Origin of the sequence: Embleya scabrispora (assembly GCF_002024165.1) — a bacterium.
Classification (GTDB): domain Bacteria; phylum Actinomycetota; class Actinomycetes; order Streptomycetales; family Streptomycetaceae; genus Embleya; species Embleya scabrispora_A.
The window spans coordinates 6,444,455-6,460,219 of the sequence record NZ_MWQN01000001.1; the positions used below are offsets into that span (position 1 = coordinate 6,444,455).

General features: G+C 72.8%; 10 protein-coding genes. 7 read left to right on the top strand and 3 right to left on the bottom strand.

The features are described 5' to 3' along the window. Position 1 precedes the first annotated feature (1 nt). From B4N89_RS28410 to pheT, 4 genes are all read left to right on the top strand, one after another. A complete protein-coding gene (locus tag B4N89_RS28410; RefSeq protein WP_078978621.1) occupies positions 2-847 on the top strand; it encodes a TrmH family RNA methyltransferase in 846 nt (281 codons plus the stop codon). Between the two features lie 139 nt (positions 848-986). Then, the gene (locus B4N89_RS28415) at positions 987-2,036 is read left to right on the top strand and encodes a sensor histidine kinase (RefSeq protein ID WP_101897201.1); all 1,050 of its coding nucleotides are present in this window, start codon (positions 987-989) and stop codon (positions 2,034-2,036) included. A gap of 158 nt (positions 2,037-2,194) precedes the next feature. Beyond that, the gene (pheS, locus tag B4N89_RS28420; RefSeq protein ID WP_078978622.1) at positions 2,195-3,316 is read left to right on the top strand and encodes a phenylalanine--tRNA ligase subunit alpha; all 1,122 of its coding nucleotides are present in this window, start codon (positions 2,195-2,197) and stop codon (positions 3,314-3,316) included. Next, complete coding sequence (pheT, locus tag B4N89_RS28425; protein ID WP_078978623.1) at positions 3,316-5,823, top strand: phenylalanine--tRNA ligase subunit beta; 2,508 nt, start codon at positions 3,316-3,318, stop codon at positions 5,821-5,823. Before pheS ends, pheT begins: the two co-directional genes overlap by 1 nt. Before the next feature lie 79 nt (positions 5,824-5,902). On the opposite strand, the gene B4N89_RS28430 is transcribed toward pheT, so the two are convergent. Beyond that, positions 5,903-7,789: a hypothetical protein gene (locus B4N89_RS28430; protein ID WP_078978624.1), complete on the bottom strand. Its 1,887-nt coding sequence runs from the start codon at positions 7,787-7,789 to the stop codon at positions 5,903-5,905. A 77-nt stretch (positions 7,790-7,866) separates the two neighbouring features. Here B4N89_RS28430 and B4N89_RS28435 point away from each other — a divergent pair, with 77 nt between their 5' ends. Further along, complete coding sequence (locus tag B4N89_RS28435) at positions 7,867-8,541, top strand: SDR family oxidoreductase (protein WP_078978625.1); 675 nt, start codon at positions 7,867-7,869, stop codon at positions 8,539-8,541. Between the two features lie 942 nt (positions 8,542-9,483). On the opposite strand, the gene B4N89_RS28440 is transcribed toward B4N89_RS28435, so the two are convergent. Together B4N89_RS28440 and B4N89_RS28445 are read right to left on the bottom strand one after the other, a co-directional pair. After that, positions 9,484-11,358 (bottom strand): hypothetical protein, encoded by a 1,875-nt coding sequence (locus B4N89_RS28440; RefSeq protein ID WP_078978626.1) that lies wholly within the window; start codon positions 11,356-11,358, stop codon positions 9,484-9,486. A 79-nt stretch (positions 11,359-11,437) separates the two neighbouring features. After that, positions 11,438-13,321, bottom strand: a complete 1,884-nt coding sequence (locus B4N89_RS28445) for a hypothetical protein (protein ID WP_078978627.1) — start codon at positions 13,319-13,321, stop codon at positions 11,438-11,440. A gap of 255 nt (positions 13,322-13,576) precedes the next feature. Between B4N89_RS28445 and argC the strand changes: the two genes are divergently transcribed. Both argC and argJ read left to right on the top strand, forming a co-directional pair. Further along, positions 13,577-14,605 (top strand): N-acetyl-gamma-glutamyl-phosphate reductase, encoded by a 1,029-nt coding sequence (gene argC / locus B4N89_RS28450; RefSeq protein ID WP_078978628.1) that lies wholly within the window; start codon positions 13,577-13,579, stop codon positions 14,603-14,605. Beyond that, the gene (gene argJ / locus B4N89_RS28455; protein ID WP_078978629.1) at positions 14,602-15,756 is read left to right on the top strand and encodes a bifunctional glutamate N-acetyltransferase/amino-acid acetyltransferase ArgJ; all 1,155 of its coding nucleotides are present in this window, start codon (positions 14,602-14,604) and stop codon (positions 15,754-15,756) included. Before argC ends, argJ begins: the two co-directional genes overlap by 4 nt. Positions 15,757-15,765 lie beyond the last annotated feature (9 nt).

The following is a 15,765-nucleotide window of genomic DNA, read 5'->3' on the forward strand; positions in this document are numbered from 1 at the left end:
GATGGCGAGCCCCGAGCTGACGTCCACCCGATCACCACGAGTGGCGGCGGCTCGGCGGCTCGCCAAACGCGCTTTCCGGGCCCGGGAGCGGTTGTTCCTGGCCGAGGGGCCGCAGGCGGTGCGCGAGGCGGTGGCCCTGCCGGGCACGCTGCGCGAGATGTACATCACCCCCGAGGTGGCCGAGCGCTACCCGGATCTGGTCGCGAGCGCGCACGAGGCCCGGGTGCCGGTGTTCACCGCCACCGACGAGGTCGTCGCCGCGATCAGCCAGACCGTCACCCCGCAGGGCGTGGTGGCGCTGTGCCGGTTCGTGGACGTTCCCCTGGAGCACGCGATGGCGGCGCGGCCGCACCTGGTCGCGGTGCTGGCCAACGTGCGCGACCCCGGCAACGCGGGCACCGTACTGCGCGCGGCCGACGCGGCCGGCGCCGAGGCGGTCGTACTCACCGACGCGTCGGTGGACCCGTACAACCCCAAGGCCGTGCGCGCCTCGGTGGGCAGCCTCTTTCATCTGCCTGTCGTCACCGGCGCCCGGATCGAGGACACCGTCGCCGCGCTGCGCGCCGCCGGGATGCGGATCCTGGCCGCGGACGGCGCGGGCGAGGCCGATCTGGACGGCGAACTGGACGCGGGCGCGCTGGCCGGACCCACCGCGTGGATATTCGGCAACGAGGCGTGGGGGCTCCCCGAGGAGACCCGCGCGCTGGCCGACGCCGTGGTGCGGGTGCCGATTCACGGACGGGCCGAGAGTCTGAACCTGGCGACCGCCGCGGCCGTGTGTCTGTATGCCTCCGCCCGCGCGCAACGCGGACACGGGGGCTGCCGCTCCGGCGCGCGAAACGCGTGACGACCCCGACGTACCCGGCTTGACCGGCCGGCGCCGGGGAACGAGGCGGTTGCGTCCGGCGCACCCGGACGGCACGCTGCGCCTTGGGATAGTGTGTCCGGCCCGGAACTCCCTCGGGCCCGAAACGGGAAGGGGGCCGATGGACGCCGACATGCTGCCCGACGGCCTGGTGGTCGCCGACGAGAACGGCACGGTGGTCACCTTCAACACCGCCGCCGCCCGGATCACCGGGACGCGTCCCGAGGACGCGCTCGGCAAACACATCGCCGACGCGCTGCCCCTGGAGGACATGGAGGGCCGGCGCTGGTGGGTGTGCACCGATCCGTACGGCGGACTGTCCACCCGGACCCGTCAACCCGAGCGCAACCTGCTGCTCGCCGGGCGGGAGATCCTGGTCACCGCGTCCTACGTGCGCGCCGACGGCCCGCGCGGCCCGCTGAGCAAACTCGTGGTGTCGCTGCGCTGCACCGACGCGCGTAGGCGGATCGAGCGCGGCCACTCCGACCTGATCGCCACCGTCGCGCACGAGTTGCGCTCGCCGCTCACCTCGGTCAAGGGCTTCACCGCGACGCTGCTCGCCAAGTGGGAGCGATTCACCGACGAGCAGAAGCGGCTGATGCTGGAGACGGTCGACGCCGACGCGGACCGGGTCACCCGGCTGATCACCGAACTCCTGGACATTTCCCGGATCGACGCGGGCCGGCTGCAACTCAACCGCCAGGTCGTCGACATGGAGGAGGCGGTACACCGGCACCTGCGCGCGCTCGAATGCAACGGCCTGCCCGACGAGCGCTTCGTGGTCGTGGTGGACGGGCCGCTGCCGCGGATGTGGCTCGACGCCGACAAGCTCGACCAGATTCTCGGCAACCTGCTGGAAAACGCGGTGCGCCACGGCGCGGGAACCGTCACCATCGAGATGCGCGCGGTCTCCATCGGGTCCGCGCCGGGTGCGTACGGGACGGAGATCACGGTGAGCGACGAGGGCCCGGGCATTCCGGACGAACTCCTCGAGCGCGTCTTCACCCGCTTTTGGCGCGGCAACCGCCGCGGTGGCACCGGCCTGGGGCTGTACATCGTCAAGGGCCTGGTCCAGGCGCACGCGGGCACCATCGGCGTGGATCGCGCCGAGTGCGGCGGGGCCCGATTTCGATTCACCCTGCCGGCCGCGATGCCGGACGTCCTCATGTAGCGCTGCCCGCGCGCAGGAAGTCCCACCCACGTCGTCGCGGTCCGGCGGCCGCGGACACGCACGCCCATCGGGCGTCAGTAAACTCGGAGCGCGGACGTCGCAGGACGTCATTGCCGCCTCCACCACCGGCGGATCCCCCACAGGAGCACTGGACACAGATGTCGGCACCGAACAAGTCGTACGACCCGGTCGAGGTCGAGGCGTTGAAACCCGAGGAAGTCGAGCGGGCCAGGGACGCGGCGCTCGCCGCGGTCGCGGCCGCCGCCGACCTGGCCGCGCTGCAGGAGGCGAAGATCGCGCACACCGGCGACCGCTCGCCGCTGGCGCTGGCCAACCGCGAGATCGGCGCGCTCCCGCCGCAGGCCAAGGCCGAGGCGGGCAAGCGCGTCGGCCAGGCCCGCGGCGCGGTCAAGCAGGCACTGGAGCGGCGCCTGGTCGAGCTGGAGGCGGAGCGCGACGCGCGCGTGCTCGTCGAGGAGGCGGTCGACGTCACGCTGCCGTGGGACCGCGCCCCGCGCGGTGCCCGGCACCCGCTGACCACGCTCTCCGAGCGCATCGAGGACCTGTTCGTGGCGATGGGCTACGAGGTCGCCGAGGGCCCGCAGGTCGAGGCCGAGTGGTACAACTTCGACGCGCTCAACATCCTGCCGGACCACCCCGCGCGGACCATGCAGGACACCTTCTTCGTACGCGCCGAGGACGGCTCCGCGGACTCCGGCGTGGTGCTGCGCACGCACACCTCGCCCGTGCAGATCCGCACCATGCTCACCCGCACGCCGCCGATCTACGTGATCTGTCCCGGCCGGGTGTACCGCACCGACGAGCTGGACGCCACACACACCCCGGTGTTCGGCCAGATCGAGGGCCTGGCCGTCGACAAGGGCCTGACCATGGGCGACCTCAAGGGCACGCTCGACCACTTCGTGCAGGCCATGTTCGGCGAGGGCATCGTCACGCGGCTGCGCCCGTCGTACTTCCCGTTCACCGAACCCTCCGCCGAGCTCGACCTCAAGTGCTTCGTGTGCCGGGGCGCCTCGGTGGGCGATCCCGAGCACCCGTGCCGGACCTGCCGGTCCGAGGGCTGGATCGAGTGGGGCGGCTGCGGCATGGTCAACCCGCGCGTGCTGATCGCGTGCGGCATCGACCCCGAGGTGTACAGCGGTTTCGCGTTCGGTGTGGGTCTGGAGCGCGCGCTGATGTTCCGGCACAACGTCGAGGACATGCGGGACATGGTCGAGGGTGACGTCCGGTTCACCCTTCCGTTCGGGATGGAGATCTGATGCGGGTCCCGCTTTCGTGGTTGCGGGAGTACGTCGACCTCCCCGCCGGCGAGTCCGGGCGCGACGTCGCCGACAAGCTCGTCGCGCTCGGCCTCGAGGTCGAGACGGTCGAACGGCTCGGCGCGGACCTCAAGGGTCCGCTCGTGGTCGGACAGGTGCTGGAGATCGAGGAACTGGAGGGCTTCAAGAAGCCGATCCGGTTCTGCAAGGTCGACGTCGGCGACGCCAACGGCACCGGCGAGCCGCAGGAGATCGTCTGCGGCGCGCGCAACTTCGAGGTCGACGACAAGGTCGTGGTGATCCTGCCGGGCGGCGTGCTGCCCGGCCCGTTCGAGATCGCCGAGCGCAAGACCTACGGGCGCGTGTCGCGCGGGATGATCTGCTCGGCCCGCGAGCTGGGCATGGGCGACGACCACGACGGCATCATCGTGCTGCCGATCGAGGCGCAGATCGGCGCGGACGCGATCGAACTGCTCGGCCTGGTCGACGAGGTGCTCGACATCGCGGTCACCCCCGACCGCGGCTACTGCCTGTCGATGCGCGGCGTCGCCCGCGAGGCGGCGATCGCCTACGGGCAGCCGCTGCGCGACCCGGCGCTGCTGGACGTGCCCGACGCCAACGGGTACGGCTACCCGGTGCGGGTCGAGGACGCGGCCGGGTGCGACCGGTTCGTCGCGCGCACCGTGGTCGGCGTCGACCCCGACGCGCCGTCGCCGCTGTGGGTGCAGCGCCGCGTGCAGATGAGCGGCATGCGGCCGATCTCGCTGGTCGTGGACGTGACCAACTACGTCATGCTCGAACTCGGCCAGCCGCTGCACGCCTACGACCGGGCCCGCCTGCAGGGTCCGATCGTGGTGCGCCGTGCGCAGGCCGGCGAGAAGCTGACCACCCTTGACGACGCCGAGCGCACGCTCGACCCCGAGGACCTGCTGATCTGCGACAACCGCGGACCGATCGGCCTCGCGGGCGTGATGGGCGGCGAGAGCACCGAGATCGGCGACCACACCACCGACATCGTGATCGAGGCCGCGCACTTCGACCCGGTGGCCATCGCGCGCACCGCGCGCCGACACAGGCTGTCCTCGGAGGCGTCGCGCCGGTTCGAGCGCGGCGTGGACCCCGAGGCGGCCCGCGCGGCGGCCCAGCGCGCGGTCGACCTGCTGGCCGCGCTCGGCGGCGAGCGGGCCCAGGCCGAGGCGGGCGTGACCGAGGTGGACGCGCCGCGCGAGCCGGTGCGGATCACCCTGGCCGCCGACCACGCGGCCAAGGTCGCGGGCGTGCCCTACACCCGCGAGACGGTGGCCCAGCGGCTGCAGGAGGTGGGCTGCTCGGTCGAGGGCATCGACACGCTCACCGTCGCCCCGCCGACCTGGCGGCCCGACCTGACCGACCCCAACGACCTGGCCGAAGAGGTCATCCGGTTGGAGGGCTACGACCGGGTGCCCGCCACGCTGCCGCAGGTGCCGGCCGGCCGAGGGCTGACCGCCGACCAGCGGCGCCGGCGCCGGCTGGGCCGGGCCCTGGCGGGCGCGGGCTACACCGAGGTGCTGAACTACCCGTTCCTGGGGCAGAGCGCGTTCGACGACCTCGGCCTGGCCGAGGACGACGCGCGGCGGCGCACGGTGGTGCTGGTCAACCCGATCTCCGAGGAGGAGCCGGCGCTGCGCACCACGCTGCTGCCGGGTCTGCTGGACACGCTGCGCCGCAACCTCGGGCGCGGCAACGCCGACCTCGCGCTGTTCGAGTCGGGTGTGGTCTTCCGGCCGAACGCCTCGACCCCGCCCGCGCCCGCGCTCGCCGTGGACCGGCGGCCGAGCGAGGCGGAACTGGACGCGCTGGCCGCGGCGTTGCCGCACCAGCCGCAGCGGATCGCGGTCGTGCTGTCCGGAGAGCGCGAGCGCTCCGGGTGGTGGGGCAAGGGCAGGCCGCAGATCTGGGCGGATGCGATCGAGGCCGCGCGGGTGGTGGCGGACGCCGTCGGGGTCGAGCTGACCGTGCGGGCGGATCGGCACGAGCCGTGGCATCCCGGGCGCTGCGCCGCGCTGGTGGCGACCGCGCCGGACGGGAGCGAGCGGGTCGTCGGGCACGCCGGCGAGCTGCACCCGAGGGTACTCAAGACGCTGCACCTGCCGGAGCGGGTCGGCGCGATGGAGTTGGACCTGGACCTGCTCGCCGCCGACCTGGACGGGGAGCACGCGGTCCAGGCCGGGCACGTCTCCTCCTACCCGCCGGCCACCCAGGACGTGGCGCTCGTGGTGCCCGACTCGGTGCCGGCCGCCGCGGTGCAGGCCGCGCTGGTCGAGGGAGCCGGGGCGCTGCTCGAATCGGTGCGCCTGTTCGACGTGTACACCGGCTCGCAGGTCGGCGAGGGCAGCAAGTCGCTGGCCTACGCGCTGCGCTTCCGGGCGGAGGACCGCACGCTCACGGTCGAGGAGGCGACGGCCGCGCGGGACGCGGCGGTGGCGCTCGCGGCGGAGCGGACCGGGGCGGTGCTGCGCGGGGCGTGACGCCTCGCGCCGGATCGGTCGACGTGGGCCCGCACACCGTGACGGTGTGCGGGCCCATTCGCATGTGCGGGGTCGCCGGTCAGGGGCGGGCGGGGGCGGTCGGCAGGATGCCCGGGGCCAGGACGTCGACGCCGCAGATCTCCTTGGCGGCGGCGATCGGGTCGTTGGGGAAGCGGAAGGACGTGCGGCGCACGGCGCCGGTGAGGTTGGCGACGAAGCGGTTCCGGGTCAGCGGGGCGTGGGTCGAGTCCAGCAGTTCCTTGAGCCGGCCACGGTGCGTGTCGCCGCAGGTGAGGGTGTAGCGGGCGGCGGCGATGCGGATCGGGTCGATGCCCGGGGGTGGCGGGGCGGCCGGGTCGGCGTATTGGGCGAGCACCCAGGCCGGGTCGATCTGCTTCTCGTGCCCGGGGCGGCCGCGGGTGGACAGCCGTACGTGCGCGGCGAGCGGATAGGCCAGGCCCAGGTCGTCGAGGGCGACGCCGGTGAGCGGGACGGCCGCGCCGAGCATGCCCAGCGAGGGCCACATCGCCACGATCGGCGCGGCGAGGTCCGGGCGCAGCGGGGCGTTGAAGGCGTGCGTGGGGGAGCGGTCGACCAGGGTGTGTCGGTATCCCGCGCGGGGACCGCGGACGACGGTGGGGAAGCCGGGGTAGCCGTCGACGAAGGCGTCGGCGGTGACGGGGTTGGCCACCCCCAGGACGGAGGTGTAGAAGCCGCGTTCGTCGGCGATGCCTTTCGGGCCGATGCCGTCGTAGGGGACCCGGAAGGCGGATGCGCACAGCAGGGCCCACGCGGCCAGGGCGGCCACGGCGGGGATCGCGAGCCGGCTCGCCGGGACCACCAGGATCGGCAGGAGCAGCAGGAACAGGCCCGGGAGCAGCATCCGGGCGTGCATGAAGTCGCCGCCGACACGGACCACGTAGAGCAGCGTGGCGAGGCCGCACAGGACGGGGGCCGCGTAGAGGGTGCGGCGGACGCGGGTGTGGGGGGTCGTCGTCGCGGTGGTGGGGGCGGTGCGGTGTCGGGTGAGCACGCCGGCGGTGCCGAGGGCGGCGAGGGCGAGCAGGGGCAGCCACAGGTGGTACGGGTCGGCCAGGTCGCGGACGTAGGCCCAGCCCCGGGTCCAGTCGCTTGCGCCGGCCTCCTTGGTGATCGCGGGCAGGGGGAGCAGGACGCCGTAGTAGCCCATGCGGAAGATCTCGTAGGCCAGCGGGAGCGCGGTCGCGGCGGCGGTGAGGGCCGCCGCGCGGCGGGGGCGTGGGCGATGGATCAGGGCGAGGGCGGTCAGGAAGCCGAGCGTGGCGATGGCCAGGTCGGGGCGGACCAGCGGGCCGAGGCCGGCCAGGACGGCGAGGCCGGATGCGCGGTGGGTGTGCGGGCGTGGGTGCGGGCGGGTGCGCGGGTCGGCGGCGAGCCGTACGAGCAGCCACCAGCAGCCGGCGATCCACAGGGTGGTCAGGCCGGTTTCGAGACCGGAGGTGGCGAAGTCCCAGGTCGGCGGCAGGGCGAGCAGGATCAGGGCGCCGCAGGGGAGCAGGCGGGTGTGTCCGGCGGCGGGCAGGTACAGGCGGCGGCCGGCGTCGGCGGCGAGGAACCAGCCGAGTACGGCGCACAGCAGGCCGAGGCGCACGGCCAGGGGCGCGGGGTCCTGGCCGGTGAGGCGGGTCGCGGCGACCAGGAGCCACTGCCAGAGCGTGCCGGTGGCGGCCTCGGCGCGCTCGCCCGGGTTGAACACGGGGCCGTTGCCGGCCAGGATCTGCCGGACCGGGCGGGTGTAGATCAGGCCGTCGTCGCACAGCCAGCTGCGTCTGCCTCCGAGGACGGCGACGAACAGGGCGGGCAGCAGCACCGCGGCGATGTTCCACCGGGTGACGCGGCGAGGTGTGGGCGGGTGCGGGACCGGGGCGGGGGCGGGGCGGTCGGCGGGCGGTGGGTCCTGGTCGGTCGGGGTGGTGGTCAGGGTCATCGGCGGCCTCCGGGCGGGTCGGACGGCGCCGGTGGGTTCGTCCGTTCCGCCGGGCGCGCACCTCGTAGGGTGACGCCATGAGTACTTACGTGATCACCGGTGCGGGTAGCGGTATCGGCGCGGAGATCGCCCGCCTGTTGCGGGAGGACGGTCACGATCTGGTCGCGATCGTGCGGTCGGAGCGGCGGGCGGCGGATCTGGCGGGGCCCGGGGTGCGGACGGTGGTGGCCGACCTGGAGCGTCCGGAGACGATCGCGGCGGCGCTGGCGCCGTTGGCGGACGAGACGTTCGCGGGGCTGGTGCACAGTGCGGGCGTCGCGGAACTGGGCACGGTGGAGTCGACGGCCGTCGCGGTGTGGGCGCACACGCTGACCGTGAACGTGGTCGCGGTGGCGGAGGTGACGCGGGTGTTGTTGCCGGCGTTGCGGCGGGGGCGGGGCGATGTGGTGTTGCTGAACAGCGGGGCGGGGTTGCGGACGAGTGCGGGGTGGACGGCGTACGCGGCGAGCAAGCACGCGTTGAAGGCGTTCGCGGACGGGTTGCGGGAGGAGGAGCCGGGGTTGCGGGTGACCAGTGTGTATCCGGGGCGGACGGCTACGGCGATGCAGCGTGGCGTGCGGGAGCAGGAGGGCGGGGCGTACGAGGGCTCGCGCTACAGCGATCCCGTGACGGTGGCGGGGGTCGTGGTGTCGGCGCTTGCGCTTCCGGGGGATTCGGCGGTCAACGACGTGTCGGTGCGGTCGCGGGGTTGACGTGAGGTCGTGGTCCTCAAACGCCGGACGGGCTTCTTTGGTCCGGTTCGGCCCCGGGGCCGGGCTGGGCCTTGTCCTCAAACGCCGGACGGGCTGGGGTTGGGTCCGGTTCGGCTTCGCGGCCGGTTGCGCCCTGTCCTGTCCTCGAGCGCCGGATGGGCTGGGGTTGGGTCCGATTCGGCTTCGCGGCCGGGCTGCGCCCCGCCTTGTCCTCAAGCGCCGGACGGGCTGATTGGGGACTCGGCTTTGGGGGGCGGGGTGCGTTCCTGCTTGTCCTCAAGCGCCGGACAGGCTGGGGTTGGGCCCGGTTCGGCTCCGGGGCCGGGCTGCGCCCCGCCTTGTCCTCAAGCGCCGGACGGGCTGATTGGGGACTCGGCTTTGGGGGGCGGGGTGCGTTCCTGCTTGTCCTCAAGCGCCGGACAGGCTGGGGTTGGGCCCGGTTCGGCTTCGGGGCCGGGCTGCGCCCCGCCTTGTCCTCAAGCGCCGGACGGGCTGATTGGGGACTCGGCTTTGGGGTGCGGGGTGCGTTCCTGCTTGTCCTCAAGCGCCGGACAGGCTGGGGTTGGGTCCGGTTCGGCTTCGGGGCCGGGCTGCGCCCCGCCTTGTCCTCAAGCGCCGGACGGGCTGATTGGGGACTCGGCTTTGGGGGGCGGGGTGCGTTCCTGCTTGTCCTGAAGCGCCGGACAGGCTGATTAGGGACTCCGCCTTGGGGGTCCGGCTGCGCTCCTGCCTGTCCTCAAGCGCCCGACGGGCTGATTGGGGGCGGGGTGCGTTCCTGCTTGTCCTCGAGCGCCGGATGGGCTGGGTTGGGCCCGGGTCGGCTTCGGGGCCGGGCTGTGCCCTGCCTTGTCCTTGAGCGCCGGACGGGCTGATTAGGGGCTCGGCTTGGGGGTTGGGCTGTGCTTCTGCTTGTTTTTGAGTGGTGGGTGGGCTGGGTGGGGGTTAGCGGTTGGGGTTGTCTTTGGGGAGGATGTTTTTTTGGAGGACGTCTACGCCGCAGACCTTTTTGGCGGCTGTTACCGGGTCGTTGGGGAAGCGGAATGAGGTGCGGTCCCAGGCGCCGGTGAAGTTCTTTTTGAAGCGGCTCCAGGTCATGGGTTCTTGGACCGAGTCCTGGAGTTCTTTGATGTTGCCGGTGTTGGTGTTGCCGCAGGTGAGGGCGTAGCGGGCGGCCTTGACGCGGATCGGGTCGATGCCCGGGGGGAGGACGGCGTCGGGGGAGGTGTACTGGGCGAAGACCCAGGCGATGTCGATTTCCTTCTCGTGGCCGGGGCGGCCCCGGGTGGTGAGTTCGACGTGTGCGGCCAGGGGATAGGCCAGGCCGAGGATGTCGACGGAGACGCCGTCGAGCGGGGTGTTCGCGCCGTTCATACCGAGGTTGGTCCATACCGTGGCGACCGGGGCGGGCAGGTTCGGGTCGAGGGCGGTGACGTAGAAGCCGTCGTACCAGGGGTAGACGATCACGTGCTTGTGGTCGGCGCGGGCGGCCCGGGCGGCGGCGGGGAAGCGTGGGTAGTTGGCCACGTACGAGTAGGCGGTGACCGGGTTGGCGACCTTGAGCGCGCCGATGTAGAAGGCGCGTTCGTCGGCGATGCCGCGCGGGCCGATGCCCTCGTAGGGCACCCGGAAGGCGGCCGCGCAGACCACGGCCCAGCCGATCAGCACGGTCGCGGCGGGTACCGCGAGCCGGTTCGCGGGGACCACGAGGATGGGCAGCAGCAGGGTGAACAGGCCGGGCAGCAACATCCGGGCGTGCATGAAGTCGCCGCCGACGCGGATCACGTAGAGGAGCATGACCAGGCCGCACGCCACGGGGACGGCGAAGACGGTGATCCGGGCCCATCCGGCGCGGTCGATCGTGCGCGGGTCCAGCCGGGCGCGGGCGCGAGCGGGGTCGCGGTGTACCCGGAATATCGCCTGGGCCAGGCCGCACGCGGCGAGTACGACGAACGGGATCCACAGGTGGTACGGCCCGGTCAGGTCGCGGACGTAGTCCCAACCCCGGGACCAGTCGCTCGCCGACGCCTCCTTGGTCACGGCGGGCAGCGGCAGCATGACGCCGTAGTAGCCCATCCGGAAGATCTCGTACAGCAGGGGGAGGGTGAACGCGGTGCCGAACAGCGCGAGGGCACGGAGCGGGCGGGGGCGGTGGATCACGGCGAGCGCGATCAGGAACCCGAGGGTGGCGATGGCCAGGTCGGGGCGGACCGTCGGGCCCAGGCCCGCGACGAAGGCCAGCGCGTAGGCGATGCGGGCGCGCGGGTCGTGCGGGAGGCGGACCAGGAGCCACCAGCAGCCGGCGGTCCACAACGTGGTCAGCCCGGTTTCCAGGCCGGAGGTGGCGAAGTCCCACACCGGCGGCAGCGCGAGCAGGGCGATCACGCCGAACGGCACCAGCAGGGGCACGCGCGCGGTGCGTTCGTGCAGCCGACGGGTGGCCTGGAGCGCGAGGACGTAGCCGGCGGTGGTGCACAGCAGGCCCAGGTAGACCGCGAGACGGCCGACGTCGCTCTGGGTGATCCAGGACGCGAGCACCAGAATCCACTGCCACAGCGTGCTCGTGGAGGACTCGGCGCGTTCGCCCACGTTGAACACGGGGCCGTTGCCGGCCAGGATCTGGCGCACGGTGCGGGTGAAGATCAGGCCGTCGTCGCTGATCCAGCGTCGGCGCCAGCCCAGGATCAGCACGATCAGGGCGGGCGTCAGCACCATCGCGAGGTTCCAGCGGGCCGTGCCGCGGGTGGACGGGCCGTCCTCGGGGGGATCGGCCCGTCGCCCGAAGCGCGAGCGCCCGGACAGCACACTCACGAGGCTCATGGTTCGTTGACTCCAGTCGGGGCGGGCGGGCCGTCCACACCATAACCACTGATGATCGACCGCCGGACCGATGACGGGCTCAGGAGGGCGAGCAGAATTTCTTCTCGGCCTCGATCGGGTTGGCCGGGATCCGCAGCTTGGTTCGGTCCACGGCGCCGGTCAGGTTCTTCCAAAAGCGCGACGCGGACATCGGTTCGCCGACCGAGTCGACGAGTTCGGCGAGGTCGCCGCAGCGCAGTGCGGCCCGGGCGGCGCGGATGTCCTCCTGGGTGGCCGCGTCCGGCGGGACCAGCGCGTCGCCCGCCGGGTCGACGTAGAGCGCGACGTTCCAGGCGAACGGCAGCAGCTTCTTGTGGCCGGCGGCGGTGTGCCGGGTCTCGGTGATGTGCGCGCCGACGGTGTTGGACAGGCCCCACACGTCGACCACGATCCCGCCGAGCGGGGTGATCGAGCCGCCGACTCCGAGCCGGCCGATGACCAGGCCCTTGTCGTGGTCGAGGTCGGTGCGCAGCGGCAGCGGCGGCACCTTCATGTAGTTGGGGTCCACGAAGAGAAGACGTTCGCCGGTGGCCTTTTCGTTGCGGAACGCCTCTTCTATCGTCGGCAGCGTCCGGATGTGCGCTTCCTCGGTGGTGGGGTTGTCGGTCCTGGTCCACGCGGCGTAGGTGTCGCGCTCGTTCCAGACCTGGTTGCCGTTGCCGTCGGGGGCCGGCGTGGTGATCACGCCGGAGCGCAGCGTGCTGCCGCAGACCACCGCCCAGACCGCGACCAGCACGATGACGGGGGTCACGAGCCGGTCCAGCGGGGCGAGCAGCAGCGGGAGCAGGACAAGGAGCAGTACGGGCAGCCACATGCGGCCGTGCATGAAGTCGCCGCCGACCTTGAGCACGTACACGGTCTGGCCCAGCGCGGCGACCAGGGGGGTGCCGATGACGATCCAGGTGCGCCGGTCGGCGGGGCGGCGCCGGGTGAGCGCGAGGGCGACCGCGACCACGATCAGGATCATCGGGATCCACAGGTAATACGGCTTCATGTAGTCGGTCAGGTAGTCCCAGCCGCGGCCCCACAAGGATCCCGACGCCTCCTTGGTGAGGGCGGGCATCGGGAAGATCAGGCCGTAGTAGCCCATCCGGAAGATCTCGTAGGCGGCGGGCAGGAACCCGGCGCAGGCGAGCATCGCCAGGGCCTTGGGCCAGCGGGCGCCGATCAGCAGGAACTGGGCGACGAGCAGGATCACCATGGTCAGGCCCAGGTCGGGGCGGACCAGGGGGCCCAGGCCGAACCAGAAGGACAGGGCGAGGGTGTGCCGGGTGGTGTGGGTGCCGACCGGGCGCAGCCAGGTGCCGATGAGCAACCACCACGACAGGCCGATCCAGAACAGGATCAGGCCGGTCTCCATGCCGGCGGTGGCGAAGTCCCACACGGAGGGCACGGCGATGAACACGAGCACGCCGGCGGGCAGCAGGAGCCGGGTGACCGCCAGGCCGCGGAAGAGCCGGCGGGTGCCGTCCAGGGACAACCACAGGCCGGCGACCGACAGGATCAGGCCGGTGTAGACGGCGGTGGGCGCGTAGTCGAACGGGGTGATGCCGCCGAGCAGCGCGAGCAGCCATTGCCACAGCGTGCTCGTGGAGGTCTCCACGCGTTCGCCGGCGCTGTAGACGGGGCCGTTGCCGGCCAGGATCTCGCGGACCGCGCGGGTGAAGATGAGGCCGTCGTCGGTGATCCAGCGCTGGTGCCAGCCCATGATCGCGAAGACCAGCGTGGGCAGGCCCAGGGCGAGCAGATCCGGCAGTGGGACGCGGGCGCGCCTGCGCTCGGCGGTGGGCCGGGTCGGCGCGGCCGGAGTGTCCGCGGTGCCCGCCTCGGGAGCCGATGGGGGCTCGCCGGTCGGGGACTGTAGGTCCGGGTCGGCGACGCGTGCGGCGTCGGCGGGCCCGGAGGTGCCGGGGGGAGGGGTCACGTGGTCTCGTTCGTTTCCTGGGCCGGGGGCGCCCGCCGTCTGCTGCACGTCGCTGCCGTCCCGCCGGCCGTCGACCGCCCGCCGGGGGGCGCGTATCCGAAGTCCGCTGATCCTAACGCACCGGCATGCGCCCTATCGGCTGGCCCGGGGGCGGGGAAGGCTTGCCCGGAGCGGCCTCGGGGCGGGCGGTCACCCAACGTACTTGCATAGTGATTCGGCTATCCGTATAGTCATGCTCCTGACAAGGAGGCGGTAATGGGGGCCAAGGCGGCACTGGCGGGGGCGAGTGGATACGCGGGCGGGGAGATTCTGCGCCTGCTGCTCGCACACCCGGAGATCGAGATCGGCACGCTCACGGCCGGGTCCAACGCGGGCCGACGCCTGGGCGAGCTGCAGCCGCACCTGCTGCCGTTGGCCGACCGCGTCCTCGTCGAGACCACGGCCGAGAACCTGGCGGGGCACGACGTCGTCTTTTTGGCCCTGCCGCACGGACAGTCCGGCGCGCTGGCCAAGCAACTGGGCGCCGACGTGCTCGTGGTGGACTGCGGCGCCGACTTTCGGCTGCGCGAGGGCGCCGACTGGGAGGAGTTCTACGGATCCCCCCACGCCGGGACATGGCCGTACGGACTGCCCGAGCTGCCGGGCGGGCGCGCCGCGCTCGTCGGCACCCGGCGGATCGCGGTGCCGGGCTGCTACCCGACCGTCTCGCTGCTGTGCACGGTGCCCGCCACCGCCGCCGACCTGGTCGAGCCCGACTGGGTCGTGGTCGCCGCCTCCGGCACCTCCGGGGCGGGCAAGGCGCCCAAGCCGCACCTGCTGGGCAGCGAGGTGATGGGCTCCGCGAGCGCCTACGGCGTCGGCGGGGTGCACCGGCACACGCCGGAGATCGTCCAGGGGCTGCGCGCGGTCACCGACGCGCCGGTCACGGTGTCCTTCACCCCGACGCTGGTGCCCATGTCGCGCGGCATCCTGGCCACCTGCACCGCCCGACTGCGGCCGGGCGTCACCGCCGAGGCGGTCCGCGCGGCCTACACCGCGGCCTACGCCGACGAGGGCTTCGTACATCTGCTCGCCGAGGGCCAGTGGCCCGCGACCGCGATGGTCTACGGCGCGAACACGGCCGTCGTACAGGTCACCGTCGACGAGCGCGCGGGCCGTGTCGTGGTGGTCGGCGCGATCGACAACCTCGCCAAGGGCACCGCCGGCGGCGCCATCCAGAGCACCAACATCGCCCTCGGCCTCGCCGAGGACCTGGGACTGAGCAAGACGGGGGTAGCACCGTGAGCGTCACCGCAGCACAGGGCTTTCGCGCCGCGGGCGTGGCCGCGGGCCTCAAGAGCACGGGCGCGCCCGACGTGGCGCTGATCGTCAACGACGGGCCCTCGATCGCCGGGGCGGCGGTGTTCACCTCCAACCGGGTCAAGGCCGCGCCGGTGGTGTGGTCCGAGCAGGTGGTCAAGGCCGGCCTCGTGCAGGCGGTCGTGCTCAACTCCGGCGGCGCCAACGCGTGCACCGGCACCGAGGGTTTTCGCAACACGCACGCCACCGCCGAGAAGGTCGCCGACGCGCTCGGGCTGAACGCGGGCGAGATCGTGGTGGCCTCCACCGGTTTGATCGGCGTGCAACTGCCGATGGACCGGCTGCTGCCGGGCGTCGACAAGGCGGCGGCGGCGCTGAGCGCCGACGGCGGCGAGGCCGCGGCGATCGCGATCAAGACCACCGACACCGTGCACAAGCAGTCCGTGGTCACCGACCCCGCCGGGTGGACCGTCGGCGGCATGGCCAAGGGCGCGGGCATGCTCGCCCCCGGCCTGGCCACCATGCTCGTCGTGCTCACCACCGACGCCGCGGTCGACGCCGAGACGCTGGACGCGGTGCTGCGCGGCGCCACGCACACCACGTTCGACCGGATCGACTCCGACGGCTGCATGTCCACCAACGACACCGTGCTGCTGATGGCCTCCGGCGCCTCCGGCGTCGAGCCCGACCTCGCCGCGTTCGCCGAGGCGGTGCGCGCCGTCAGCGGCGACCTCGCCCGACAGCTGATCGGCGACGCCGAGGGCGCGAGCAAGGACATCCGGATCGACGTGGCGGGCGCCGCGACCGAGGCCGACGCGCTCGAGGTGGCCCGCTCGATCGCGCGGAACAACCTGTTCAAGTGCGCCGTGCACGGCGAGGACGCCAACTGGGGCCGAGTGCTCGCCGCGATCGGCACCACCGCCGCGACCTTCGACCCCGACCGACTCGACGTCGCCTTCAACGGCGTGTGGGTGTGCCGGGACGGCTTCGTCGGCGAGGACCGCGAACTGGTCGACATGACCCCGCGCGAGACGCACATCGTGGTGAACCTCAACGCCGGCGAGGCCGCCGTGACGGTGTGGACCAACGACCTCACCGCCGACTACGTCCACGAGAACTCGGCCTACTCGTCGTGACCGGTACCG